The sequence below is a fragment of the Pseudoselenomonas caprae genome (assembly GCF_008271345.1).
Lineage (GTDB): Bacteria > Bacillota > Negativicutes > Selenomonadales > Selenomonadaceae > Selenomonas_A > Selenomonas_A caprae.
Map to the genome: position 1 here is coordinate 42717 of NZ_VTOZ01000001.1, position 25234 is coordinate 67950.

At 55.0% G+C, this 25234-nt stretch carries 23 protein-coding genes and 1 pseudogene; 22 read left to right on the plus strand and 2 right to left on the minus strand.

What is annotated here, in order from left to right:
• The first annotated feature begins 164 nt into the window (after window positions 1–164).
• From FZ041_RS00205 to FZ041_RS00245, 9 genes are read left to right on the plus strand one after another with little or no spacing between them, the layout of a single operon-like run.
• On the plus strand, window positions 165–539 hold the full coding sequence (locus tag FZ041_RS00205; protein ID WP_149188133.1) for a hypothetical protein: 375 nt from the start codon (window positions 165–167) through the stop codon (window positions 537–539).
• A gap of 31 nt (window positions 540–570) precedes the next feature.
• Window positions 571–1251: a F0F1 ATP synthase subunit A gene (gene atpB, locus FZ041_RS00210; RefSeq protein WP_075442737.1), complete on the plus strand. Its 681-nt coding sequence runs from the start codon at window positions 571–573 to the stop codon at window positions 1249–1251.
• 45 nt (window positions 1252–1296) lie between these two features.
• The gene (gene atpE / locus FZ041_RS00215; RefSeq protein WP_075429131.1) at window positions 1297–1548 is read left to right on the plus strand and encodes a F0F1 ATP synthase subunit C; all 252 of its coding nucleotides are present in this window, start codon (window positions 1297–1299) and stop codon (window positions 1546–1548) included.
• Window positions 1549–1590: 42 nt separating this feature from the next.
• Window positions 1591–2094 carry a F0F1 ATP synthase subunit B gene (atpF, locus tag FZ041_RS00220; protein ID WP_149188134.1) on the plus strand — a complete coding sequence of 168 codons (504 nt, stop codon included), beginning with the start codon at window positions 1591–1593 and terminating at the stop codon, window positions 2092–2094.
• Window positions 2088–2630 carry a F0F1 ATP synthase subunit delta gene (locus tag FZ041_RS00225; protein WP_075442738.1) on the plus strand — a complete coding sequence of 181 codons (543 nt, stop codon included), beginning with the start codon at window positions 2088–2090 and terminating at the stop codon, window positions 2628–2630. The genes atpF and FZ041_RS00225 overlap by 7 nt, the downstream gene beginning before the upstream one ends.
• Window positions 2631–2654: 24 nt before the next feature.
• The gene (gene atpA / locus FZ041_RS00230; protein ID WP_075442739.1) at window positions 2655–4172 is read left to right on the plus strand and encodes a F0F1 ATP synthase subunit alpha; all 1518 of its coding nucleotides are present in this window, start codon (window positions 2655–2657) and stop codon (window positions 4170–4172) included.
• Window positions 4173–4191: 19 nt separating this feature from the next.
• Window positions 4192–5046 (plus strand): ATP synthase F1 subunit gamma, encoded by an 855-nt coding sequence (atpG, locus tag FZ041_RS00235; protein WP_075442740.1) that lies wholly within the window; start codon window positions 4192–4194, stop codon window positions 5044–5046.
• Between the two features lie 23 nt (window positions 5047–5069).
• Complete coding sequence (atpD, locus tag FZ041_RS00240) at window positions 5070–6485, plus strand: F0F1 ATP synthase subunit beta (RefSeq protein ID WP_075442741.1); 1416 nt, start codon at window positions 5070–5072, stop codon at window positions 6483–6485.
• 3 nt (window positions 6486–6488) lie between these two features.
• Entirely contained in the window at window positions 6489–6923 is a 435-nt protein-coding gene (locus FZ041_RS00245) for a F0F1 ATP synthase subunit epsilon (protein WP_149188135.1), read from the plus strand.
• Between the two features lie 53 nt (window positions 6924–6976).
• On the opposite strand, the gene FZ041_RS00250 is transcribed toward FZ041_RS00245, so the two are convergent.
• Window positions 6977–7309: a hypothetical protein gene (locus tag FZ041_RS00250; protein ID WP_075442743.1), complete on the minus strand. Its 333-nt coding sequence runs from the start codon at window positions 7307–7309 to the stop codon at window positions 6977–6979.
• 185 nt (window positions 7310–7494) lie between these two features.
• On the opposite strand from FZ041_RS00250, the gene FZ041_RS00255 reads away from it, so the two are divergent.
• From FZ041_RS00255 to FZ041_RS00270, 4 genes are all read left to right on the plus strand, one after another.
• A complete protein-coding gene (locus FZ041_RS00255) occupies window positions 7495–10872 on the plus strand; it encodes an EAL domain-containing protein (protein ID WP_187626264.1) in 3378 nt (1125 codons plus the stop codon).
• A 109-nt stretch (window positions 10873–10981) separates the two neighbouring features.
• The gene (locus FZ041_RS00260) at window positions 10982–12898 is read left to right on the plus strand and encodes a sigma 54-interacting transcriptional regulator (protein ID WP_149188137.1); all 1917 of its coding nucleotides are present in this window, start codon (window positions 10982–10984) and stop codon (window positions 12896–12898) included.
• Between the two features lie 18 nt (window positions 12899–12916).
• Window positions 12917–13567: a tRNA (guanosine(46)-N7)-methyltransferase TrmB gene (gene trmB, locus FZ041_RS00265; RefSeq protein ID WP_075442746.1), complete on the plus strand. Its 651-nt coding sequence runs from the start codon at window positions 12917–12919 to the stop codon at window positions 13565–13567.
• Window positions 13568–13579: 12 nt separating this feature from the next.
• The gene (locus tag FZ041_RS00270; protein WP_149188138.1) at window positions 13580–14779 is read left to right on the plus strand and encodes an FtsW/RodA/SpoVE family cell cycle protein; all 1200 of its coding nucleotides are present in this window, start codon (window positions 13580–13582) and stop codon (window positions 14777–14779) included.
• Between the two features lie 53 nt (window positions 14780–14832).
• Here the strand turns inward: FZ041_RS00270 and FZ041_RS00275 are convergent, their stop codons facing one another.
• Window positions 14833–15294 (minus strand): nitrous oxide-stimulated promoter family protein, encoded by a 462-nt coding sequence (locus tag FZ041_RS00275; protein ID WP_075442748.1) that lies wholly within the window; start codon window positions 15292–15294, stop codon window positions 14833–14835.
• A gap of 161 nt (window positions 15295–15455) precedes the next feature.
• Here FZ041_RS00275 and FZ041_RS00280 point away from each other — a divergent pair, with 161 nt between their 5' ends.
• From FZ041_RS00280 to FZ041_RS14640, 9 genes and pseudogenes are all read left to right on the plus strand, one after another.
• The gene (locus tag FZ041_RS00280) at window positions 15456–15659 is read left to right on the plus strand and encodes a hypothetical protein (RefSeq protein ID WP_075442749.1); all 204 of its coding nucleotides are present in this window, start codon (window positions 15456–15458) and stop codon (window positions 15657–15659) included.
• Between the two features lie 28 nt (window positions 15660–15687).
• Window positions 15688–16968, plus strand: a complete 1281-nt coding sequence (locus FZ041_RS00285) for a sensor histidine kinase (RefSeq protein ID WP_149188139.1) — start codon at window positions 15688–15690, stop codon at window positions 16966–16968.
• A complete protein-coding gene (locus FZ041_RS00290) occupies window positions 16965–18440 on the plus strand; it encodes an aminotransferase class I/II-fold pyridoxal phosphate-dependent enzyme (protein ID WP_149188140.1) in 1476 nt (491 codons plus the stop codon). Before FZ041_RS00285 ends, FZ041_RS00290 begins: the two co-directional genes overlap by 4 nt.
• Window positions 18437–19108: a dTMP kinase gene (locus tag FZ041_RS00295; protein WP_075442752.1), complete on the plus strand. Its 672-nt coding sequence runs from the start codon at window positions 18437–18439 to the stop codon at window positions 19106–19108. Before FZ041_RS00290 ends, FZ041_RS00295 begins: the two co-directional genes overlap by 4 nt.
• A gap of 21 nt (window positions 19109–19129) precedes the next feature.
• Window positions 19130–19678 (plus strand): ribonuclease M5, encoded by a 549-nt coding sequence (gene rnmV / locus FZ041_RS00300; RefSeq protein ID WP_075442753.1) that lies wholly within the window; start codon window positions 19130–19132, stop codon window positions 19676–19678.
• The gene (gene rsmA / locus FZ041_RS00305) at window positions 19675–20547 is read left to right on the plus strand and encodes a 16S rRNA (adenine(1518)-N(6)/adenine(1519)-N(6))-dimethyltransferase RsmA (protein ID WP_149188141.1); all 873 of its coding nucleotides are present in this window, start codon (window positions 19675–19677) and stop codon (window positions 20545–20547) included. Before rnmV ends, rsmA begins: the two co-directional genes overlap by 4 nt.
• A 112-nt stretch (window positions 20548–20659) precedes the next feature.
• Window positions 20660–22165, plus strand: coding sequence for a Na+/H+ antiporter NhaC family protein (locus FZ041_RS00310; RefSeq protein ID WP_149188237.1), 1506 nt, complete (start codon window positions 20660–20662; stop codon window positions 22163–22165).
• A gap of 158 nt (window positions 22166–22323) precedes the next feature.
• A pseudogene (locus FZ041_RS14635) lies at window positions 22324–22725 on the plus strand (flagellin); the annotation flags it as partial.
• A gap of 2082 nt (window positions 22726–24807) precedes the next feature.
• Window positions 24808–25152, plus strand: coding sequence for a flagellin (locus tag FZ041_RS14640; RefSeq protein WP_255449181.1), 345 nt, complete (start codon window positions 24808–24810; stop codon window positions 25150–25152).
• The last annotated feature ends 82 nt before the right edge of the window (window positions 25153–25234 follow it).

The following is a 25234-nucleotide window of genomic DNA, read 5'->3' on the forward strand; positions in this document are numbered from 1 at the left end:
AAAAATAAATCATATTTTTTCGTTGGATTTCTAGAAAACAAAAGGGATTTGAACCATCGATGTCGAAATATGACTGTTAGGCAGATGGTGTCCCACAGGGATGTATACTATCGTCGTAAGTATTCAACGAAAACGACGGCTTTGGCTGCCGTTGGAGGAGGAATATGAAAGAAGTTTTATCGGTATTCATAAGGCGCCTGGCGGGTGGCTTGGCGGCAGCCTCATTGATGGTCGGCAGTCTCTTGCTTGCAAGAGACGAGGCGGATCTCATCGGTGCACTGCTGCTGGGGTATCTGGCGGCGCTGGTGTTTGTCTGGAATATGGCCTGGCGATTGTGGAGAATCGCTGCGGTTCCTACTGGCGGCGCAAAGAAGCAGATGCTTTGGGGGCTGGTTTTGCGGATGATGGTTCTGCTGTTGATCCTGCTGACAGCCGTGAATATTTCTGCGCAAGTGTTCGGAGTGACCGTGCTGGGTTTTCTCATCTGTTATGGGCTGTCAATATTCTTGCTGATCCACATGAATCACGGTAAAGAATAACTTTGGTTTCTTAGGGAAGGAGGTTGAGTGTATGGGCGAAGAGGTCGTTCATCGCGGAACAGAGCAGATAATGGGCTTCTCCTTTAACATGGAGACGCTGTATATGACCTGGCTCGCGATGGCAATTGTCCTGTTGATCGCATTCCTGGCTACCCGCAATCTGAAGATTATTCCGAGCGGCTGGCAGAATGTCGTGGAAATCATTGTCTTGTGGCTCCACGAGCAGCTGGATGCGATGATGGGGCAGAGAGGCCGGTTCCTGGCGCCATTCATCGTGTCACTGTTCATGTTCCTGCTGGTTTCCAACTGGCTGGGCCTGGTGCCGAAGATGGCATCGCCGACCAATGATCTGAACACTACACTGGCATTAGCACTCCTGGTCATTGTCATGGTACATGTACTGGGGCTTTTCATGAAGGGGGGCCACTATGTGGCGCATTTCTTCAAGCCGACGCCGGTATTTGTGATCATCAATGCGATCGAGGAAATTGCCAAGCCGATCACGCTGGCATTTCGTCTATTTGGTAACATCCTGGCAGGCGAGATCCTTATTGTCGTCCTGCTGAAACTCATGCCAATCTGGATGCCGATCCCGGCCGTTGCCTGGCTGGCGTTCAGTATCTTCATCGGCGGAGTTCAGGCCGTCATCTTCACGATGCTTTCAATGGCATATCTTGCCAATGCAGTCAAGCATGAAGAAGAGGAATCATAACTCTACTATCTGAGAAGTTTGTACATTTTTAAGGAGGATTTTTTCATGGAAAATGCAATTATGGTAGCAGCAGCTTTAATCGGTGCAGGTCTCTGCATGGGTCTTGCCGCAGTCGGCGCAGGTCTTGGTGATGGTATGGTAACGAGCCGTTTCATCGAGGGTATCACGCGTCAGCCGGAAGCTAAGAACACGCTGTTCACCAATACGCTGATTTCCGTCGGTCTGATCGAGGCAATGGCAATCATCGCAACGGTTGTTGCCCTGATCATGCTCTATGCTAACCCGCTCATCAAATAATTCCTTTTTGATGAAGAATATGCACAAGGGGGGGCATAGTAATTGATCGAGTTAAATATGACATTTTTCGCGCAGATCCTCAACTTCGTAATCCTGGTCGTATTGCTGCGCGCTGTGGCTTATAAGCCGGTCGTCAACATGCTCAAAGCCCGCGAGGATAAGATAAAGGAAAGCCTCGATAAAGCAGACGCTGATGCAGCAGAAGCTGATCAGCTGCTGGCTAACTACAAAAAGAAGCTGGCTGCTGCCAATATCAAGGCTGAGGAGATTATCCGCAACGCGGAAAAACGTGCCAGCGAAGATCGCGAGGCCGCACGTGCTGAGACGAAACGCGAAATCGAGCAGATGAAGAAAGCCGCTGCAGCGGAGATCCAGCGTGACCGCGAGCGGGCTGTTGCCCAGCTCCGCGCTGAGGTCGTGGCTCTGTCCATGGCTGCTGCCGGCAAGATCATCTCGAAAAATATCGATAAAGCTGAGAATGAACAGCTTATCACGGAATTCGTCGATAAGCTCGACAAAGATAAGATTGGTGATCTGCCATGCTAAACTTACAGCTTGCACGTAAATATTCCCGGGCCATCTTCGAGATTGCCCAGGAGGAAGATAAGCTTGTGGAGTATGGCAAGGAACTCGCGGATGTCCGTGCCGGACTGGACTCGGTTCCCGAGGCTGCCGCATTCCTTTCCAATCCGCAGGTCGAGACGAAGGCGAAGAAAGAGCTCCTGGCGAAGATGTTTGCCGGCGAGCTTTCGGCAAACGTGTCCAATTTCTTGATGCTGCTGGTCGACAAGCGCCGCATTGCGCTCCTGGCTGCCATCGAGGATGAGTACCGTGGGCTTTCCAATGAGGCCAGAGGCATCCTTATTGCGGATGTGACGACGGCAGAGCCGGCAGGTGAGGCGCAGCAGCAGGCCATCCGGGCCAAGATTGCGCAGGTCACGGGCAAGAAAGTGGAGCTTCGTCTCCATGAAGACAAAGACATCATCGGTGGTGTGGTCGTCAAGATCGGTGACCGCCGCATCGATGGCAGTGTTGCCGGCCGCCTCGAAACGCTGAAAAAAGAATTACTGGCGAACAAGTGATGAAACTGGGGTGACAGCGAAGTTATGAAAATGAATCCGGAAGAAATAACAGCCATCATCAAAAACCAGATCAAGAACTATAACGTTGATCTCAATGTGGATGATGTTGGCACGGTTATCGAAATCGGTGACGGCATCGCGCATATCCATGGTCTTGAGAAGGCTATGGCTGGCGAGCTGCTCGATTTCGGCAATGATGTATATGGTCTGGTCCTGAACCTTGAGCAGGACAATGTCGGTGCCGTTATCTTAGGCGGTGAGACGAAGGTCAAAGAAGGCTCGCAGGTCAAGCGCACGGGCAAAATTATGCAGGTGCCGGCTGGCGAAGCTATGATTGGCCGCGTTGTCGATGCTATCGGCCGTCCAATCGATGGCAAGGGTGAGATCAAAGCAGAGACGATGCGTCCGGTTGAGTATCATGCACCGGGCATCGCTGACCGTAAATCGGTCCATGAGCCGCTGCAGACTGGTCTGAAGGCAATCGATGCGCTCGTACCGATCGGCCGCGGCCAGCGCGAGCTCATCATCGGTGACCGTGGTATCGGTAAGACGGCTATCGCCGTTGACACGATTCTCAACCAGCATGACCAGGATTGTATCTGCGTCTATGTGGCTATCGGCCAGAAGGCATCGACGGTTGCCCGTGTCGTCAAGACCCTCGAAGAGGCTGGCGCTATGAAGTATACGATCGTCGTCGCAGCTACGGCGGCAGACAGCGCTCCGCTGCAGTATCTGGCTCCGTATGCCGGTGTTGCCATGGCTGAGCACTTCATGTATCAGGGCAAAGCCTGCCTCTGCGTATACGATGACCTTACGAAGCACGCAGCTGCTTATCGTGCTATGTCCCTGCTGCTCAGAAGACCGCCGGGGCGCGAGGCTTATCCGGGCGATGTATTCTACTTGCATTCCCGCCTTTTGGAGCGTGCGGCAAAACTCAGCGACGAGCTCGGCGGCGGTTCCATCACGGCTCTGCCGATCATCGAGACGCAGGCCGGCGACGTATCTGCCTACATCCCGACGAACGTCATCTCCATCACCGATGGCCAGATCATGCTCGAGACGAACTCGTTCTATTCCGGTATCCGTCCGGCTATCAGCGTCGGTCTGTCCGTATCCCGTGTCGGTGGTTCGGCGCAGATCAAGGCGATGAAGCAGGTCGCTGGTACGATGCGCCTTGACCTTGCCCAGTATCGTGAGCTGGCTGCCTTCTCGCAGTTCGCTTCCGACCTCGACAAGGCTACGAAGGCTCAGCTCGACCGCGGTGCCCGCATGGTAGAGACGCTGAAGCAGGCGCAGTACAGCCCGCTCTTGGTACAGGATCAGGTCATGGTCATCTATACGGCTGTCAAGGGATTCCTTGTTGACATCCCGGTAGAGAAGGTCGTAGAGTTCCATGCAGATTTCCTGAAGTTCATGCATGCACAGCATCCGGAGATCGGCCGCAAGATTGCCGAGCAGAAGAAGCTGGATGATGCAATCGAGGCAGAGCTCAAGCAGGCAATTGAGGAGTTCAAGGAAACCATCACATACAAAATGGCATAAGACAGCGAGGTGATTCTTTTTGGCTAGTTTACAGGATATTCGCCAGCGCATCAAAAGCGTAAAGAGTACCAAGCAGATCACGAGTGCCATGAACATGGTTGCGACTTCGCGTTTGCGTCATGCAAAGGAGGCAGCCAGCGCTAATCGTCCCTATGCTGAGAAGGTTATGGAGGTTGTGAAGGAAATCGCTGCCAATGCCGGTACGGATTTCTCGCATCCGCTTCTCGAGACCCATAAGGATGGCAAGAAGCTCATCCTGCTGGTCACGGCCGACAAGGGCCTGGCTGGCGCTTATTCCAGCAATGCCTGCAAAGCAGTAGAAGCCATTGTGGAATCGAAGGATGATACGGATCTCGTCGTGGTAGGCCGCAAGGGTGTTGCACACTTCAAGAACCGCGGCTACGAGGTCGTCCAGAGCTTCATTGGCATTAGCGAGCGTCCGTCCTTTGAACATGCACGCAATATTGCCGAAGATATTGTAGAGCGCTTCAAGTCCGGTGAATATCGGGAAGTGCAGATGGTCTATACGAAGTTCATCTCTGCCATCAGCTGTGAGCCGCAGTCAGTTCAGCTGCTGCCGTTCCAGTCCGAGGCAGGCGGTGAGACGGGGGTACATGCCGAGTACATCTATGAGCCGGATGCGGCTACGGTGCTTGGCTTCATGCTTCCCCAGTATCTGTATACGACGGTCTACGCGGCGCTGCTGCAGTCGGCAGCATCTGAGCTGAGCTCCCGCATGAATGCGATGAGCAATGCGACGGATAACGCGGAAGAACTCATGAGCAAGCTGGACCTCTACTACAACAAGGTACGTCAGGCAGGCATCACCAACGAGATCACCGAGATCGTTGGCGGCGCCGAAGCTCTGAAATAAGAGCATCGTTAGGAGGTTTACCATTGGCAACAAAAGGTAAAGTCGTACAGGTCATCGGACCTGTCGTAGATATCGAATTCCCGGCGGGCGAACTGCCGGAGATTCTCAATGCAGTCACCATCAAGGGCAAAGCTGGTGAAGTAGAAATCGACCTTGTGGTCGAGGTCATGCAGCACCTCGGCGACAGCGTGACCCGCTGCATCGCTATGAGCTCTACCGATGGTCTTACCCGTGGCATGGAGGCCGTTGATACGGGCGCTCCAATCACGGTTCCGGTCGGCAATGAAGTTCTCGGCCGTATCTTCAACGTTCTGGGCCAGACGGTTGACCATGATCCGACGCCGGTCGGCAACAAGGAATCCTGGCCAATCCATCGTCCGGCTCCGAAGTTCGATGAGCAGGAGACGAGCACGCAGGTCCTCGAGACCGGCATCAAGGTCGTTGACCTCATCGCTCCGTATGCCCGCGGTGGTAAAATCGGTCTGTTCGGCGGCGCAGGCGTCGGCAAGACGGTCCTCATCATGGAGCTCATCCATAACATCGCGAAAGAGCACGGCGGCTACTCGGTATTTGCCGGTGTCGGCGAGCGTACCCGTGAGGGTAATGACCTCTGGGGCGAGATGAAGGAGTCGAAGGTCATCGACAAGACGGCTCTCGTCTATGGCCAGATGAATGAGCCGCCAGGAGCACGTATGCGCGTTGCTCTGACGGGACTTACGATGGCTGAGTACTTCCGTGATGTCCAGCATCAGGACGTGCTGCTGTTCATCGATAACATCTTCCGTTTCATCCAGGCAGGTTCGGAGGTATCCGCACTGCTCGGCCGTATGCCGTCGGCAGTAGGTTACCAGCCGACGCTGACCACGGATATCGGTGCTCTGCAGGAGCGTATCACGTCCACGAAACAGGGTTCCATCACGTCGGTCCAGGCAGTCTATGTCCCGGCCGATGACCTTACGGACCCGGCTCCGGCAGGTACGTTCACGCACCTCGATGCGACGACGGTTCTTTCCCGTCAGATCGCTGAGCTGGGCATCTATCCGGCCGTTGACCCGCTCGATTCCACGAGCCGTATCCTGAACCAGGAAGTCCTGGGCCAGGAGCACTATGAAGTCGCTCGCGGCGTACAGGCTGTCCTGCAGAAGTACAAAGAGCTGCAGGATATCATCGCCATCCTCGGTATGGAGGAGCTCTCCGAAGAGGATAAGCTCACAGTATCCCGTGCGCGCAAGATCCAGCGTTTCCTCTCGCAGCCGTTCCACGTTGCTGAGGTATTCACGGGCTCGCCGGGCAAATACGTTCCGCTCAAGGAGACGGTCCGTGGATTCAAGGAAATCCTCGAGGGTAAATATGACGACCTGCCGGAGAATGCGTTCTACATGGTAGGTACGATTGACGAAGCTGTGGAGAAAGCTAAGAAGATCAAAGAGGAGGAATAATCTATGGCGACTATCAAGCTAGAGATTGTCTCTCCGGATAAAGTTGTTTACTCCGCAGACATCAGCATGCTCATCGTCCGTTCCACGGGCGGCGAGCTCGGCATCCTGCCGAAACATGCCCCGCTGGTCACGGGCCTCGTGCCGCACGCTATGCGCGTGCGCTTAGGCTCCGACCGTGATGAGCAGCTCATCGCGGTGGCTGGTGGCTTCATGGAGGTCACGCCGGATAAGATCACGGTGCTGGCGACTGCTGCTGAGCAGCCGATCGACATCGACATCAACCGCGCGAAGGATGCTATGGCCCGTGCGAAAGCGCGTCTGAATGAGTTCCATCAGGGAGCCGCTGAGGCGAAGAACATCGACGTCGAGCGCGCCCAGCTTGCCATGCAGCGTGCTATGGCCCGCTTGCGTGCGACGAAGACGGAATTCCAGGAATAAGGCACACAAAAAGAGCTATCGTTGGATAGCTCTTTTTTGGTGCGCAGAACGGATCAGTTGGCGTACTTATTATAAAGCTCGAGCAGGAACATGGCGATGGCAAGGCCCATCGAAGCAAGGCTCGCGCGGTTCACGTAGATCTTGGCGTTCTCGGAGATCTTGGCATGACGGAAGACATAGGTCATGGACAGCGAGAAGGTCAGCAGCACGTACATCCAGCGGTTGAGGCTGGTGAGGTATTCCCAGCCGGCAAGGGTGATGACGATCATGAAGGCGATGATGCCCAGCAGCAGATAGTCCTTGCCGATTTTTTCCTGCGGCTTGCTGTCGTCAGCTTTTTTCTTGGGATAGACTTTGTTTTGCAGTTTCTTGTATTGTTTGGCCATAAGCGAAAACTCCTTTGCGATGAAATCAAACATATCCATTATACCATGAGATGATTGGACGAGACAAATCATGGTTTACAGGGTTACGGCTATTTTGGCGGCGGGGCAGGAAATAACGCGTTCGAGGCGAATGATATAGGTAATGATGTGAACGAATGTGCCGGAAAGAGTTAGAGGGTAGCTATATGGATAGCGAAGCATTAGGGAAGAAATTGGCAGCCAAGGCGGATTACCTGCCGGGGGGATTCTTCATCTACCGGGCGGACGCGGCTGAGGAAATATTATATGCCAACGAGCAGGTCCTGAGGCTTTTCGAGTGCGAGAGCTATGAAGAGTTCTATGCGTATGTCGGCGGCAGCTTCCAGGGAATGGTCAACCGCAATGAGCTCGAGGGCGTCGAGAAGGATATTGCCTATCAGGTAGGCCAGCATGACAACCGTTTCGATCATGTGACGTATTTCATCACGACAAAAAAGGGGAATACCTGCTATATCGAGGACTTTGGCCGTCTGGTCGACGATCCGGAGGAAGGGCCGCTTTACTATGTCTTCATTGCCGATGTGGAAGTGAAGTCGCAGAAGTATGAGCACGACCGCGTGACGGGGCTCATGAGCATGCGGCTGTTCCTCGAGGCGACGGAGTCGCTGCTGGCCAATCTGCGCCGCAGTCCCCTGCCGCGGCCCATGGTGCTCGTCTTCATCAACGTGCGCAATTTCAAGCATTACAATGTCCGCTATGGGCTGGCTGCCGGCGACGAATGCTTGCGCAATATCGGCCGCATCCTCACGCTGCATTTCCCGCAGGATCTGCTGACGCGGCTCAACAACGATCACTTTGGCATCCTGACCCAGGCAGAGGGTGTGACGGAAAAACTTGCACAGGTCCGGGAGGCCATCAAGGCACTGAGCGATGAACTGCTGCTGGAGATGAAGGCGGGCGTCTATGCCATCCCTGAGCAGCGGGAGGTACAGACAATCGTGGCGCTGGACTATGCCAAGATCGCCTGCGACAGCATCAAGAACAAGGTCGGCAGCTCGGTGCAGTATTATTCTGAGGACATCCACCGCCAGCTGGAGATCTATGAGTATGTCACGAGCCATATCGATATGGCGCTGGAGCGCAAGTGGGTCAAGCTCTACTACCAGCCGGTCGTGCGGACGCTGTCCAAGGAGCTTTGCAGCATGGAGGTGCTGGCGCGCTGGGTAGATCCCATCTATGGCATGCTGAATCCAGGGCAGTTCATCAGTGCGCTGGAGGACAGCGGCCAGATCCACAAGCTTGATGCGTATATGGCGTGGGAGACCTGCCGGCTCATGCGCGAGCGCATGGACAAGAATATCGTCGTTGTGCCGGTATCCTTCAATCTGTCGCGGCTGGATTTCCTGCTCTGCAACATCTTTGCCGACATCGAGGCGGCGGTGACGGAGTTCCGGATTCCACGCTATATGATCCACATCGAGATCACTGAGAGCATGCTGTTTGACAATGGGGTGCACATGCAGGGGGAGATCCAGAAGTTCCACGATGCCGGCTATCAGGTCTGGATGGATGATTTCGGCAGCGGCTATTCGTCCCTCAATGTGCTCAAGGATTATCATTTTGATGAAATCAAGCTCGATATGATGTTCCTGTCGTCGTTCAATGACCGTTCGCAGGCGATCCTGACCTCCACGGTGGATATGGCCAAGAAGATCGGCATCCAGACGCTGGCCGAGGGGGTCGAGACGGAGGAGCAGTTCGAGTTTCTGCGCAGCATCGGCTGCGAGAAGGTGCAGGGCTATTTCTTCGGCAAGCCGCTGCCTTATCAGGAATCCATCGACAATATCATCAGCAAGGGCATGAAGATTGCTTCGCTGGACTGGCAGCATTATTACGACCAGGCCGGCCGCATCAATCTGATCACCGATCAGCCCACGGCCATCGTGGAGGACGACGGCCGGAATTTCCAAGTACTGTTCGCCAATGTGGCCTTCTATGAGCAGCTGAATGGACTGGAGATCCACGGCTTGGTGCAGCTCGAGCGTACGGTCAATTCAAGATTCTCGCCGCTGCATCTGCGGCTGCGGGAGTTCGTGGAGAAGCTGAAGCGGCATAAGACAGAAGATGTGATGTTCTATGCCAACCGGGGCCAATATCTCATGCTGAAGTTCGAGCCGGTGGTGGAGTATGCGAACAAATACCTGTACCGTGCGACGCTTATCAATCTGTCAGCCGATGCGGAGCGCGTCGCCGAGCAGCGGCTGGATCGTGTCATGCGCGATGTCAGTGTCTTGTTTGACGATATCGTCGTGCTGGATTTTGCCAAGGATTGTGCCGAGCCCTTGCTGTTCTCCAAGGTGACCGGCAAGGCGGGGGAGCGTCACTGGTATGATCTGCTGTCGTACCGGCAGAAGATGCTCGATGAGATGATGCATCCGGAAGACCGGCAGAGGTATCTGGATTTTGTCGGCGGTATGGATGTGCGGCAGCGCATCAAGGAAAGTCCGCAGGGATTCGTTGAGGGCTTCTTCCGCACGAAGGACCGGGATGGTCTGTATAGCTGGAAGCAGTTCGACTGGTTTGCGGAAGGAGGGGTGAAGGATCCGCTGGTGGTGCTCTGTGTCAAGCGGGCCAATCTGGAGGACCCTGCGCTTACAGAGACCCTCATGCAGATCGTGGGGAAGGACCTGGAGGTGCAGGAGCGCTTCTCGCAGGCAGGGCGCAGGCAGCAGCAGCAGGCACTGCTTTGGCGCACGCTGATGGCACACACTACGGACTGCTATTTCTGGAAGGATGCCGATCGGCGCTTCGTCGGGGTCAGCCAGTCCTTCCTCGACTATTATGGGCTGCCATCCCTCGATGATATCGTGGGCAAGAACGATGAGGAGATGCACTGGCATATCGACAACCAGCCCTATAAGAGCGATGAACTCGATGTCATCGCCAAGGGCGTTGAGGTGCATGATGCGCCTGGCAGCTGCATCATCAAGGGGACGGTGCACCCCATCGTCTGTAACAAGTGGCCGATCTACGACAAGGGTAGGATCGTCGGTCTCATGGGCTACTTCATGGATGCCGAGAATCTGCGCAGCCGCATCCAGGATATCACGGGCAGCGTGCGCATGGATATGATCACGGGCCTTATGAACCGGCGCGGGCTGGCGGAGACTTTTGTGGGCTATGTGGAGCAGATGGAGTTCCACGAGCGCCATTTCGGCCTTATCCTGCTGCGCTTCGGCGAGTATGGTGAGATCAGCCAGCAGCGTGGGGTGCGGATCGCCAACTCGTATCTGCGGGTGGCCGCTGACAGGCTGCGGGAGAGCTGTGGCAAGCAGTGTTCGCTGGCGCGCCTCAAAGGGGCTGACTTCGGTGTGCTGAGCTATTTCGAGCGGGCTGGTGAGCTGGAAAACCGCGTGGCGGCCATGATGAAGCAGCTCTGCGGCAGCTATGAGATCCATCATCAGCTCGTGGAGATGACGGTGCGCTGCAGCGTGACCGTTGACACCGAGGCTTCTTCTCTCGAAGAGATGTATGCACTTGGCAATAAAAAACTGGAAAAATGTACACAAAAAGGTCAAAAGTAATTGCAGGATGACCCAATGCTTGGTAAAATGTAAGTTACGATAATTTGCGAAACACATGGAACCTGGCGCGTACCAGGGAGAAAATAAATGATTTACAGGAGGCTGAGCTATGATTAGAGAGCATCGCAGCAGAAGCAAACTCGAGGCTTATTATCAGAAATTCACGGAAGACGGCATATTAGATCCCAATGTACATCCCTGGGTGGCCGAGTCCTGGGAACGGAGCCAGGAACTGGGCATCAACCGGGATACGATGAAGATTGAACGCAAGATGTCCAAGGAGGAATTCCTGGAGCTGCAGAACAAGCACCGCGATGCCATCGACTATCTGAGTAAGCTCAGTGAGGGCATCCGCGAGTTCTTCCAGGAGTACAACCTGAGCCTGCTGCTGGTCGACGCTGACTGCACGGTGCTCAAGAGCTATTCGCTGCCGTTCTATCAGATGACGCCGGGCGAGATCGAAGGCACGCGCGTTGGCGTGGAGGAGGTCGGTACCTCGTCCATCTGCATCGCCTATGAGCATCAGACGCCCTTCTGGATGTTTGGCCCGGAGATGTGGGTCAAAGAGTGCCAGCTCGGTGATGCCTGCTCGGCGCCGGTCAAGGTCAATGGTGAGTTCCACTACATCATCACGCTGGTATCGATGGAGCAGATCGCGATGCCGCAGGATGCAGTCATCTCACTGCTGTTGACGATGCGGACGGCACTGGAGCAGCATCTGACCGAGTCTTTGCGCATCAAGGCCGAGGAGGCCATCCTTGACGCGACGCCGTTTGCGGTCTACCATGTCATGCCGGGGGGCGAGGTCGCCTATGCGAACCAGCTCGGCCATACGCGCCTTGAAGGCATCGGTGCCAAGAAGGGCGATGGCAGCCGCCATACGCAGAATCTCAACGATGTCATCATGAACTATCAGCATACGCCTATCTACAAGGGCTTCCGCGGTGTGCCTTCCTACAACAAGGAAGTCACCTGGATCACGCCGGCTAAGACCTATGAGGACATCACGACCGTCGTGCCGTTGGAGCGCGATGAAGACCAGGCCGTGCAGAGCGTCGTGGTTGTATCGATGCCGATCGAGGATCTGCGCACGCTCGTGGCCCATGCCGCTGGCTATACGGCCAAGTACAGCCTCAACTCGATGGTCGGTGACGGCTCGACGTTCCTGAGTGTCCGCAATAAAGCGGGCCGCGTGGCCAAGAACAACCACCATGTCCTGATCCAGGGCGAGGCCGGCACGGGCAAGCAGCGCATGGCGCATGGCATCCATCAGGCAAGTGCGCGGGCAGCTGGTCCGCTGATCACGCTGCGCTGCGGCGACACGACGCCGGAGCTGCTGGAGCAGGAGCTTTTCGGCGTCATGCTGAATCCGGAAGTCAGCCATCAAGGCCGTCTCGAGCTGGCTTCGGGTGGTACGCTGTTCCTCGATGAGATCGAGAAGCTGCCGAAGAACATTGCGTTGGAGCTGGCTGAGGCCCTGGAGACGGGCAAGGCTTGCCGTGTCGGCGAGAATGTGGAGCGCACGATCGATGTGCGCATCATCGCTGCCTGCGACAGCGACCTCAAGCGCCTGACCGAGCGCGGGCTGTTCGCCCGCGAGCTCTATGAGATCGTCAGCCGCAGCATCGTACGCGTGCCGGCTCTGCGGAGCCGCCGCGAGGATATCCCCGAGCTGGCCCAGCATATCGTCAAGGAGCTGGCCGAGCAGCATCAGATGGAGCCGAAGGAGATCCTGCCGGCGACGGAGAAGGTGCTTGAGGACTACGACTGGCCGGGCAATATCAAACAGCTGCAGAGCGTTCTGGAGTATGCCTTCTTCAATACGCCGGGCAAGACCATCCGGCCGAACGACATCAGCCTCATGGGCGATGTCAAGCCGGACAACAAGTGGAAGGAAGACAAGGAAGTATTCGTCAAGGCCTGGCAGGCTGCGGGCGGCAATGTCAGCCGTCTGGCGAATCTCTTGAATGTCAGCCGCGTGACGCTGTATCGTTATCTGAAGAAATACGGATTGGAAAAGAAGTAAAGCTAAAGGAGCAACAACGTGCGTTTAAGAAGAAAACCGTGGGTGGATGAGGCCATCCATGAATTTGATGCGTTTGTCATCAGCCGTGACCAGGAAATCGGTGAGGAAAAGCAGGGCAAGTGGGCGGAGATCTTTGGCCGCCAGGCGCCGCTGCATGTCGAGCTCGGTACGGGCAAGGGCGATTTCATCAGCCAGCTGGCTGAGCGCAACCCCGATATCAACTACATCGGCATCGAGGCCCAGCAGGATGTCCTCTATTCGGCAGCCAAGAAGATTGCGGAGAAGGAACTCAAGAATGTCCGCCTGCTGGTGTTTGATATCAACAACATCGAGAAAATCTTCGGCGAGGAGGAAGTTGACCGCTTCTACATCAACTTCTGCGATCCCTGGCCGAAGAAGCGTCATGCGAAACGCCGCCTGACCCATGTCGGTTTCCTGGAGAAGTACCGCCGTTTGCTCAAGAAGCCAGGCGAGCTGCATTTCAAGACCGATAATCGTCCGCTGTTTGATTTCTCGCTGGAGCAGTTCGAGGAGGCAGGCCTGCCGACGCGTGATGTGTCGTTTGACCTTCATGCTGAGAACCGTCCGGACAATATCATGACGGAATATGAACGCAAGTTCAGCGGCTTCGGCGAGAAGATCAACCGCTGTGAGGTTATCTTTCCGTAAGGGGGCTATGTCATGCGGATAAGGAAGACCATGTGGAACAACGATGCCGAGCCCATCCTTGTCATCATGATTATCCTCATTGTTCTTGGGACAATCAATGTATTCAGCTCAAGCTTTGTCATTGCGACGACGGATTATGAGAACCCGTATTATTTCCTGATCCGTCACGCAGTCTGGCTGGTGGTCGGGTTCATCGCCTTTGTCATCTGCCGCAAGGTCAACTACCGGCGCTGGCGAGACTGGATGCCGATGCTGCTGATCGGCATGATACTGGCGCTGGCGGCGGTGCTCGTGGTGGGCATGAGCGTCAACGGTGCGCGGCGCTGGCTGGGCGTCGGCCCGCTGAGCTTCCAGCCAGCGGAGTTTGCCAAGCTCGTGAGCCTGATGCTGGCGGCTGCAATCCTGTCGGTGCAGGTCAAGGCTGGCCGGCCCGCAAGTGTCATGAACCTGCAGTTTGCCTTGATCGTGTTGATGGCTGGCCTTACGGAGCTGGAGCCTGATATGGGAACGGCGTGCATCATCCTGGGCGTGCCGCTCATCATGGCCTTTGTCGTCGGCATGACGCCGGCGATGACCAAGGGCGTACTGCTCGCCATTCCGTTGGGCGTTGTCGGCCTTATCACGCTGCAGCCGTATCGTCTGAACCGCGTGCGCATCATGCTCGATCCGTGGTCGGATGCCCAGGGCATCGGCTATCAGACGGTGCAGTCGCTCTCGACCATCGGCTCGGGGGGCTTCTGGGGCATGGGCCTGGGCGATGGCGTCAGCAAGTACGAGTATCTGCCCGAGGCACATACGGATTTCGCTTTTGCGATTTTCTGCCAGGAGCATGGGTATGTCGGTGCCTTGATGGTATTCTTGCTGTTTGCCCTGTTGATTTTCTTCTGTGTCCGCATTGCCAACCGTGCGGCCGATGAGTTCGGCCAGATCCTGGCCATGGGTATCATGCTCTTGATTCTTGGCCAGGCGCTGGCGAACCTTGCGATGGTCGGTGGCATGTTCGCCGTCGTCGGCGTGCCGCTGCCCTTCATCAGCTATGGTGGCTCATCGCTGCTGGTCACGATGATTGCCATGGGGATGCTGCTCAATATCTGCGACCATGGCCGTGCGCCGGATTACGGTGACGCGGCCGGCAGGAAGATGGAAGCCGTCAAGGGCAAGCCTGGCCAGGAAGCGGCCAGCAGCCGTCCGCAGCTTCGCTTGGTGAAATAATGGATCCAGCAACAAAAAAACCTTCCCGTGGGAAGGTTTTTTATATTGCTGGATTATTTCTTTGCCTTGCGGTCTTTGGCGCGTTTCTTGGAAGCCTCTTCTTTGGCCTTGACCTTATCGTCGATTTTCTTGGCCTGCTGGTATTTCGCATAATCGACGCCCATGCTGGCCAGCTTGTGCTTGACAGTCATGATGGGGTGGGAGAAGAACATGCGCTTCTGGCTCGACCCCATGATGTGCAGGAACTCCTGCGCCTGCTTGGAGCCGAAGCACTGCACCGTGCGGTCACAGCGGTCGCAGATCGGCTTCGTGATGCCATAGGGGCAGCGGTTCATCTTCGTCATGACCGTGGCCAGAAGGGCCTGGCACTGCGGGCAGAGTTTATCGCCCGATGTCTTGTGATGGCTGTGGCAGTAGATGCCGAAAGTCTTTCGGATGGTGGCCTTTTCTTTCGGCATGTTGTTCTTTATTTCTACCGGTTTCCTTTTCGGCAAGAAACGAGAAAAAATGCTCATGTTGAATCACCTTTCGCTAGTTGGAATGTACCGTGTGGAGGCACTCTATATATTTTAAAGGTATTTAACGATAAAAGCAAGTCTCCCTTGACTTCTGTAACTTTCATAGTAAAATTTATAAGTAAGAGTATTTTGGGGGTCGTGTACGTCATGGCCGGGAGGTGAGTACGATTTCTTTTTGGAAACAGCATGGCAAGGCCATCTCGAATGTATTGGTGGTGCTGCTGGTAGTGGGCGCAATCTATGCGAAGATCCAGGACAATGGGGTCGATTCCCTGTTCCGCCTGACGGATCTCTATATCCTGGCGGGAGCCCTGCTGGGCCTCGGCGTGATCCGTTGGCTTGGCAAGCGTCACAATAAGTAACACACTGGCGTGAGAATGGAGGCGTCGTATGTCAGCCCTCAAAGAGGAAGCCCTGCTGAACGGGGCGGGCGGATTGAAGACCGATTCGCTCAAGAGTATTCTGACCAATACAATCAATACCATCGAGGATAACAAATCACAGATCTTTGATATATATGAGACGGCGCGCGCCGAGGTGGAAAGCAGCAAGCAGCAGCTTCAGGAGCTCAAGAAGCAGGCGCAGCAGACCATCGACCGCGTGGATGACCTGGTGAAGCAGGAGCAGCGGGAGAAGCAGAAGCTCGTGCAGGTCAGCAGCAATTTCCAGGACTATTCGGAGGAGAAGATCCGCGAATGTTATGAGCAGGTCAAGAATGTGCAGGTAGAGCTCGGCGTGCAGCGCGAGAAGGAGCAGAATCTGCGCCAGCAGCGCGATCGCCTGGAGCTGCGCCTGCGCCACTTGCAGGTCATGCTCGTACAGGCTGAGCACCTGGCCCTGGCCATCGGCTCGGTGCTCTCGTATCTGAGCTCCCAGGTCAGCGGTGTCGTCTGGAAAATCGAGGCCGTGCAGAAGGATAAGTTCGTCGGTGCGCGCATCATCAAGGCCCAGGAGGAAGAACGCTATCGGGTTTCCCGTGAGATCCACGATGGCCCGGCACAGGATCTGGCGAACCTCATCTTCCAGACCTCGATTGCCGAGAAGCTCATCGACTACGACCCGGAGGAGGCCAAGAACACGCTGCGCGAACTGCGCCAGCAGATCCGCGACTGCCTCGTCAATGTGCGGCAGGTCATCTTTGACATGCGGCCGATGGCGCTGGATGATCTGGGCCTTGCGCCGGCGCTCAACCAGCTGGTCGGACGGCTGGCGTCGCGCGGTGTCCTCTCGACGGAGTTCAGCATCGATGGCAACGCCTATGAGCTGCCCAAGCATGTGGAGATCGCGATTTTCCGCATCGTGCAGGAGGCACTCAACAATGTGGCCCATCATGCTGGTACGGATAAGGCGCGGCTACGCCTGCTCTATACGCCGCAGGCTTTGTCGGTGCTCGTCCAGGATGAAGGCAGCGGCTTTGATGCCGAGGCTGAGCCGGAGATCCCCGACATGGATCATGCGGATGAGATCCTTGACGAAGATGCCGAGCATGTAGGCCAGTTCGGTCTTATGGGCATGCGGGAACGCGCCAAGATCATCGGTGCGGATCTCAACATCGTCTCGGAGCCCGGCAAGGGGACCCGCGTCCATCTGCGCGTGCCGAGCAAGATCCCCGCTCCCAGCGTGGATAAGGTCAAGGCCATCAAGACACCGGACAAGGGCAGAAGGAAATGACGGATAAACAGACAAAACTCAATCAGCTAAGAGCGCCGATTGCGGAGGCCATGCAGGCCTACGCGCGAGACGGCGCTCTCGCTTTTCATACGCCAGGGCACAAGCAGGGACTCGGCGCGCATCCGCTGCTCAGGAAGCTCATCACCGCGGAGGGGCTGCGCGAAGAAGTCTCGTTGATGGAGGAGCTTGACGACCTCCATGAGCCGACGATGTGCATCCGCGAAGCGCAGGAGCTGGCCGCGGATCTCTACGGTGCCGATGCGGCGTATTTCATGATCAATGGCACGAGCGGTGCTATCCATACGATGCTGATGGCGGCGCTGATGCCCGGCGATACTGTGCTGGTGCCGCGCAATGCGCACCGTTCGCTGATCGGCGGCATCATCTTGGTGGGGGCAAGGCCTGTCTTCATCCAGCCAGAGATTGATGAAAGGCTCGGTATTGCCATGGGGCTGCGCCTTAGCGACATCAAGAAGGTAATTGCTGCCCATCCCGAGGCCAGGGCCTTGGCCCTTGTCTATCCGACGTATTATGGCGTCACGGTGGACTTGCAGGCCATCGCCGACGAACTGCATGCGCATGATATGCTGTTGCTCGTCGACGAGGCCCACGGGCCGCATCTGAAATTCTCGGACAAGCTGCCGCTGCAGGCCATCGATGCTGGTGCCGATATGGCGGCGCAAAGCACGCACAAGATCACCGGCAGCATGACGCAGACCTCGCTGCTGCTCGTGAAGGGGCCGCGGGTGGATCAGGAGCGCGTGCGCCAGGCGGCGAGCCTGCTGCAATCGACAAGCCCCAACCAGCTGTTGCTGGCTTCTCTCGATATCGCGCGCTTGCAGCTGGCTGAGGTTGGCCGGGAAAGGATTGGCCGCGCTGTGCAGCTGGCCGAGAAGCTCCGCCGGGATATCAATGCGGTGGATGGCCTGTGGTCCTTTGGGGCCGACTACCTGCAGACGGAGGGCGCCGCAGGACTTGACCTCACGAAGGTCACGGTCAGCCTGCGCGGGCTGGGCATCAGCGGGCCCCAGGCCGAGGAGATCCTGCGCCATGAGTACAAGATCCAGTGCGAGCTTTCTGATGCGTATAATCTCCTGTTCATCATCTCGTATGCCGACACGGAGCATGAGACTGGTGTGCTGCTGGATGCTTTGCGGGCTTTGGCAGCCAGGTTCCAGGGCAAGGCGCAGTTTTCGGTGCCGGCGGCTATGCCTGCCGTGCCGGCACTGGGCATGACGCCGCGGGAGGCATTCTTTGCTGCCTATGAGCTGGTTCCGTTCCCCGTGGCGGCAGGCCGCATCGCTGCCGAGCAGCTGATGTTCTACCCGCCGGGCATCCCGATACTGGCTCCGGGAGACAGGATCGATCAGGCAAGCCTTGACTACATCCGGGCGATGCAGGAGCTCGGTCTCAAAGTGGTAGGTCCGCAGGATACCAATCTGAAGACATTGAAAGTAGTGAAAGAATCGTGAGCAAAGGAAAACTCATCATTATAGAAGCCGGTGACGGCTCAGGCAAAGCCACGCAGACCAAGGCGCTTTACGAGCACCTCGTGCGTGATGGTCATGAAGTGCGCCGCATCGAGTTCCCGGACTACGCGGCGGATTCGTCGATGCTCGTGCGCATGTACCTGCGCGGCGATTTCGGCGGTCATGCTGAGGATGTCAATGCGTTTGCTGCATCGACGTTTTTCGCTGTGGACCGCTATGCCTCTTTCCGCATGAAGTGGAAGGACTTTTACGATGCGGGCGGCATCATCCTGGCTGACCGCTATACGACAAGCAATATGGTCCATCAGGCCGTCAAGCTCACCGATGAGGGGGAGCGAGCTGCGTTCCTTGACTGGCTCTGGGATTTCGAGTTCGTGAAGCTCGGCCTGCCGGTACCTGACAAGGTCGTCTTCCTTGATATGGACCCGGCGGTGGCGGATAAGCTCATCGCGGCGCGGGCCAAGGAAACGGGAACGGCAAAGGACATCCACGAACAGGACACGGATTATCTGCATCGCTGCCATGCTGCCTATCTGGAGCTGGCCGCTAAATATGGCTGGGCCAAGGTGACTTGCAGCCAGCAGGGCGAGCCGCGCGCAATCGAGGCCATCCATGCAGATGTCTATGCTGCAGTCCAGGCGTGTCTATAATATAGAAGGTAAGGAGTATTTATGATAAAAGAAGTATTGGTCGTCGAGGGCAAGATGGATGTTGTCGCCATCGACAAGGCCGTCGAGGCTGACTGCATCATCACCGAGGGCTTCAACCTCAAGCCGCAGGCCTTGAAGAATATCGAGCAGGCCTATAAGAAACGCGGCATCATCATCCTGACTGACCCGGACTCGGCTGGCGAGCGCATCCGCACCTATCTTTCGCGCCGCTTCCCCGAGGCCAAGCATGCCTTTGTGCCGGTCGAGGATGCCACGGACAATGACGATATTGGCATCGAGCAGGCCAAGCCCGATGCTATCCGCAAGGCACTGGAGAAGGTGCGTACGCTGGACTGGGAGCCGACGGATGAATTCAGCGGTGCCGATCTCATCGTGAACAACCTGTCGGGGGCTGCTGATGCGAGCCAGCGCCGGGCAAGGCTCGGTGCGATCCTGGGCCTGGGCTTTGCCAATGCCAAGACGTTTTTGAAGCGCCTCAACCATTATGGCGTGACGCGGGAGGAATTTGCTGCTGCGGTTGCACAGCTTGACAAGGAGGATGGGAAATGAGTGGAGAAACCATACAGCCGAAGATTGCCAGCCGTGAAGTCACGACGCATATCCTCAAGGCCTTCGGCCTGCGCATGAGCAAGAAGCTCGGCCAGAACTTCCTGATCGATGCGGGCATTGTGCAGGGCATCGTCGATGCGGCGGAAATCGAGCCGGGAGACCGCGTGCTCGAAATCGGGCCGGGCATCGGCACGCTGACGCAGGGCCTTGCCGAGGCTGGAGCCGAGGTCACAGCCGTCGAGCTCGACAAGAAGCTGCCGGCTGTGCTCGCCGAAACGCTCAAGGCTTATGAGAATGTCACGATCGTGCCGGGCGATATCCTCAAGGTCAATATCCCGGCCATCATGGGCGATGCGCCGTTCAAGGTGGCGGCCAACCTGCCGTACTATATCACGACGCCAATCCTCATGGCCCTCTTGGAGCGTCATCTGCCGATAACGCGGATGGTCACGATGGTGCAGAAGGAAGTGGCTGAGCGCATGGTCGCCGGCCCGGGATCCAAGACGTACGGTGCCCTGTCGGTAGCAGTCCAGTACTACACCGAGCCCGAGATCGTGCTCAATGTACCGCCGCGCTCCTTCATCCCCGCGCCGGAAGTCGACAGCGTCGTCATTGCCTGCAAGGTACGTGAGACGCCAGCCGTTGACGTGATGGAGGAGAAGATGTTCTTCCGTGTTGTCAAGGCGGCCTTCGGCCAGCGCCGCAAGACTCTGGCGAATGCTCTTTGCGGTGGCGGCTTCCCGAAAGAGCAGGTCCGCGATGCCATGGAGCGTGCTGGCATCGACCCGACGCGCCGCGGCGAGACGTTGTCGCTGGCTGAGTTTGCGCAGCTTGCTGACGAATTCAGCAAGATTGCAAAAAATGCTTAATTTTTTATTGCTACTATGCAAAAAATGTTATACAATAGTACACGTGAAAAATAACAAGCAAAGCATTGTAATGTTGTAAATGTACAAGTATAACAGAAAGTAGGTTATGTTCATGGCAGAATCCGTCTGGTCCGTACTGCCGCCACTGATTACGATTGCGCTGGCGCTCTGGACAAAAGAAGTATACATGTCCCTGATCATCGGCATCTTTTCGGGTGCGATGTTCTTCACGGGGGGCAATATCATCGAGTCGATCCTGACGATGTTTGCCGTCATGGCCGATAAGGTCGGCAGCAACGTCAATATCCTCGTGTTTCTCGTCATCCTCGGCATCCTGGTCGCAGCCATCACGCGCAGCGGCGCGACGCGCGCCTATGGTGAGTGGGCTGCGCGTTCGATCCGCGGCAAGCGCAGTGCCTCGCTGGTCACGGCGCTTTTGGGACTGGTCATCTTCATCGACGATTATTTCAACTGTCTGACCGTTGGTACGGTCATGCGTCCGGTGACGGATAAGTTCAAGATTGCGCGCACGAAACTCGCGTATATCATCGATGCGACGGCGGCACCAATCTGCATCATCGCCCCAGTATCGAGCTGGGCCGCTGCTGTCGGCTCTTCGCTGCCGGAGGGCAGCGACATCGACGGGTTCTCGCTGTTCCTGCAGACAATCCCGTTCAATCTCTATGCCTGGCTGACGCTGCTGTTCATGGTCTTCATCATCTGGACGGGCCGTGACTATGGTACGATGGCCAAGAGTGTCCGTGAGAGCAATGAGAACTTCGTGATTCCGAAGGAGTATCAGGACACGACGGGCATCAAGCATGAAGAGGAAGGCAATGGCAAGATCATCGATCTGCTGCTACCCCTCATCGTCCTGATTGCGGCCTGCGTCTACGGCATGCTCTATACGGGCGGCATCCATGAGGGCAAGAGCATTGCCGATGCCTTTGCAGATTGCGATTCGTCGAAATCGCTGGTTCTCGGCTCGTTCATCGCCTTTGTCTTTACGGGGCTGCTGTACCTGCCGCGCCGTGTCATCACGTTCAATGCATTCTGTGACAGCTTTGGCTGGGGCTTCAAGGCCATGACGCCGGCTATCTTCATCCTGTGCCTGGCGTGGACGCTTTCGGGCATTTGCAGTGACAAGTATCTGAACCTCGGTGGTTTTGTCGGTGGTATCGTCAGCGCCCATGCATCGCTGATCATGTTCCTGCCGCCGATTTTCTTCCTCGTGGCCATGGGCCTGGCCTTTGCGACGGGCACGTCCTGGGGCACGTTCGGCATCTTGATCCCGATTGCCGTGGCAGTCGTCGGTGCTGATCCGAATATGCTCGTGGTTTGCGTGGCTGCTATCCTGTCCGGCGCTGTCGGCGGCGACCATGCTTCGCCGATTTCCGATACGACGATACTCGCGTCGGCCGGTGCTCAGTGCCACCATATCGACCACGTCGATACGCAGCTGGCCTATGTGCTGACGGTGGCTGCCTGCTGCCTGGTCGGCTACGCCGTCGGCGGCATCACCGCAAACGGCTGGATCGGCCTCGGCGCATCCCTTGCCTGCCTTGCCATTGTCATGGCCGTCATCGTGGCGAAAGTGCCATCGTTAGAAAAAGAATAAAGCCTTCCCTTTTGGGGAAGGTGCCCCGTAAGGGGCGGATGAGGCAAAAGCCTTCCCATTGGGAAGGCTTTTTTTGTAGTGGTATTTATTATTTCGCGAAAAAAATACGATAATATAATAGAGGTGTCTGTAAAAATAGCTTCAAAGGAAGAGCGGCTATGATTATCAACAACAACAGTGCGTCGATGATGACGCTGGGCGAATTGAATAAAAACATCAGCAAGGGAGCCAAGCAGCTCAAGAAACTCGCCTTAGGCGAACGCATAACCGGCGCCGGCGACGATGCGTCGGGTTACTCGATTTCCGAGCGGATGCGGGTACGGATTCGTGCGCTTGACCAGGATGAACAAAATGTTCAGAATGGCCAGGCTCTTTTGAATGTCGCCGAGGGAGCAATCCAGTCACAGATTGAACTGATGAAGACCATCAAGCAGAAAGTCATCGATGCGGATAACGATACGAACACGGATGTCGACCGTGCGACCATCCAAAAGGAAATCAATCACGCCTATCAGCAAATCGAAGACATTGCCCAAGAGACAAACTACAACGGCGTCCGGCTGCTTGTAGGCGATCATGTCGAAGAAACCGTCCGCAGCTGGGTGCTCAAGAGCAATTCCTCCCTGCTCGAGGGCAGTGATGCCATGAATATGATAAACGTAATTCCGAACGTCTATCCAACGCTTAATGGCATTACGGGGCCGTTTGATTTATTCCAGCCGGCAAAGATAGAACAGACAACGTTAGATAGTGTGGGATTCTCGCCGGCGATTTCGTTTACAGGCGGAACGGATCATCTGTTTACTTTTGATAGTTCATATAATACGGTCGATTCGTTGGATGGAACCTCTTTGATGATAGGTGGCGGTGTATTCGTACTAACTAAAACACCTAGTAGTACTCATGAATATGGAGGAAGGATTGAGAGCAGTGCGATTTATATTCCTCCTGGGAATAGAACTGAAATTGATATTAGTGTCTGCCAATCCATACAAGATGTATTGGCCGCTATTAAAGCTAAATCTGGCTATAATGTTGATTATGGTGTAGATGCGAATGGTGCAAATTATCTAACGGCTTCCCAAGACATAAGAGGGGTACAGCTTATTGGTGCGACGGCTACGGTGACAACGGCTTCGCCAACAGGTCTTTTTAGTAGCCCCAGTTATTTTTCTGGTGGTACCAATCCATCGGGGGGGAATGCTCAAGATCCGGACTCTGCGCCGCCTCAGCCTGGTACTAAGGCAACATTTAGTCTCAATGGTGTAGTAGCGGATACGGGAATAACCATCGAAAGAGATAATTATAAGTATATGTTGAGGTTTGTGGCAGGGAATAGTGCAGCTGTTCAATCTACACCGCCGAATGGTGTAACTTCAGTGGGCGTTGATTATTCCGGATCCTTTCGATTTGGAGCTTTCGATGCAACGATAAGTAATGGACAATTGACATTAGAAGTACGAATGGCAGGGAAAGATGGAAATCGTTATAAAGTAACGGATGGTATAGAGGGAAAAACGTATGAATATTTATCGACAACAGCGATAAATGGTACATCTTCTCGAAAGGATGCCTACGCTACTGTAGATGTATCTGGATATACTGATGTTGACGCCTTAATTAATGATTTTAAAGGAAAAGCAATTATGTATTCCAGAGATGTGTATTATGCACAGTATCCCCACTTTAATTATTCTAGTATAAATAAATATGACTGTTTTGAATTTATCGATTCCGGTTCATCAGATCCTGTATATAGTATGTATAAGATTAATAAGGACAGGATACTGGATTTAGATAATTTGCGTACTTCAGTGGCCAATGGTAAATCTATTGGAGATGCTTTTGCAGAGTTATTTACTGAAAAGTTAAAGTCCAATGCTTATTACAATGGTCGTGTTATAAAGGCGACGGATAATAGCGGTCAAACGGTAGGGGTAAGTTTTAAGGCAATTATTGATGGGAAGACAGGTAATAATGAGAAGTTATTTTTAGCACAAGGCCAGCTTCGTTCCTACACACTAGACTACGGCAAGTGGTTTACAGAAAATCCCAATCTGTCTATACCGGACTTCCTCAACAACAAGGGCTTTCGTGCGTATTGTGCTAGTTGTGATAATCAGGTGTTTAATTTCCATTTTATTACCGATGATTTGCCAGAGGGGCCACGGCCGGAAGCTGATCCCGGTGGGGAAGATATCAAGCATATCTATATCAATGTCTCGAATGTGACGGATGCGTCATCGTTAGTGCAGGCTATCGTTGACCAGGCAACGCCGGAGCTTACGGGGAGTGACCCGGATTTGAATCACTTTATGCGCTTGATTGCCGATGGCGATAAATTGATTATTTATGATGAGCGTAGGATTTCGGACGATGACCTGCGCTATGGAACGGATAGGAATGGAAATCTTCTCTACGAATATCAATGGGACGATACCTATAATGTCGGTGGTGCCAAGATTGCCGATGGTGTTTGGGATAATGTGGAGATTGGCGAGCGCAAGATTTATGCTAAGGATTTGATTATTCATCATACCGATCATGCGAGCATGAATATCCATTTGAAGATTCCTCAGACCACGCTGGACCACCTCTTCGGCTATGAGCCCGGTTCGCAGGATTGGTCGGAGTTCAATGTGATGACCAGCAAGAGCCGTGAGGAGTTATTGGGTAATCGGGCAGGTACTACCCGCAGTGGCAAGCATATTTCCAAGGATGAAGAGGGGCTTTTGGACAGGGCGCTGAATTATCTTATCGGGGCGAATTGTCTGGTGGGCGCGCAGAATATGCGCCTCAAAATGACGGAAGAGAACATCGTATCACAGCGCGAGGGAACGGTTGCCTCCGAGTCCACCATCCGCGATGCGAATATGGCAAAAGAGATGACCGGCTACACTAAGGCAAATGTATTGGCCCAGGCCTCGCAGTCTATGCTCGCACAGGCCAATCAGAATAGTTCGGGTGTGCTGCGTTTATTGCAGTAGAGAAAGAAGCTATCCGATTATAGATTCGTAGTATCTTTTCTTATATCGTGTTTTATAGTAAAATATAACTAGGAAAGTTTAC

What these genes read in the sequence shown, in the direction of transcription:
- FZ041_RS00245 (WP_149188135.1), top strand. Translation starts at nt 6,489, where the DNA reads ATGGCGACTATCAAGCTAGAGATTGTCTCTCCGGATAAAGTTGTTTAC.
- FZ041_RS00260 (WP_149188137.1), top strand. Translation starts at nt 10,982, where the DNA reads ATGATTAGAGAGCATCGCAGCAGAAGCAAACTCGAGGCTTATTATCAG.
- FZ041_RS00310 (WP_149188237.1), top strand. Translation starts at nt 20,660, where the DNA reads ATGGCAGAATCCGTCTGGTCCGTACTGCCGCCACTGATTACGATTGCG.
- atpE (WP_075429131.1), top strand. Translation starts at nt 1,297, where the DNA reads ATGGAAAATGCAATTATGGTAGCAGCAGCTTTAATCGGTGCAGGTCTC.
- FZ041_RS00290 (WP_149188140.1), top strand. Translation starts at nt 16,965, where the DNA reads ATGACGGATAAACAGACAAAACTCAATCAGCTAAGAGCGCCGATTGCG.
- FZ041_RS00225 (WP_075442738.1), top strand. Translation starts at nt 2,088, where the DNA reads ATGCTAAACTTACAGCTTGCACGTAAATATTCCCGGGCCATCTTCGAG.
- rnmV (WP_075442753.1), top strand. Translation starts at nt 19,130, where the DNA reads ATGATAAAAGAAGTATTGGTCGTCGAGGGCAAGATGGATGTTGTCGCC.
- atpB (WP_075442737.1), top strand. Translation starts at nt 571, where the DNA reads ATGGGCGAAGAGGTCGTTCATCGCGGAACAGAGCAGATAATGGGCTTC.
- FZ041_RS00270 (WP_149188138.1), top strand. Translation starts at nt 13,580, where the DNA reads ATGCGGATAAGGAAGACCATGTGGAACAACGATGCCGAGCCCATCCTT.
- atpA (WP_075442739.1), top strand. Translation starts at nt 2,655, where the DNA reads ATGAAAATGAATCCGGAAGAAATAACAGCCATCATCAAAAACCAGATC.
- FZ041_RS00250 (WP_075442743.1), bottom strand. Translation starts at nt 7,309, where the DNA reads ATGGCCAAACAATACAAGAAACTGCAAAACAAAGTCTATCCCAAGAAA.
- rsmA (WP_149188141.1), top strand. Translation starts at nt 19,675, where the DNA reads ATGAGTGGAGAAACCATACAGCCGAAGATTGCCAGCCGTGAAGTCACG.
- FZ041_RS00285 (WP_149188139.1), top strand. Translation starts at nt 15,688, where the DNA reads ATGTCAGCCCTCAAAGAGGAAGCCCTGCTGAACGGGGCGGGCGGATTG.
- FZ041_RS14640 (WP_255449181.1), top strand. Translation starts at nt 24,808, where the DNA reads ATGACCAGCAAGAGCCGTGAGGAGTTATTGGGTAATCGGGCAGGTACT.
- FZ041_RS00255 (WP_187626264.1), top strand. Translation starts at nt 7,495, where the DNA reads ATGGATAGCGAAGCATTAGGGAAGAAATTGGCAGCCAAGGCGGATTAC.
- FZ041_RS00275 (WP_075442748.1), bottom strand. Translation starts at nt 15,294, where the DNA reads ATGAGCATTTTTTCTCGTTTCTTGCCGAAAAGGAAACCGGTAGAAATA.
- FZ041_RS00205 (WP_149188133.1), top strand. Translation starts at nt 165, where the DNA reads ATGAAAGAAGTTTTATCGGTATTCATAAGGCGCCTGGCGGGTGGCTTG.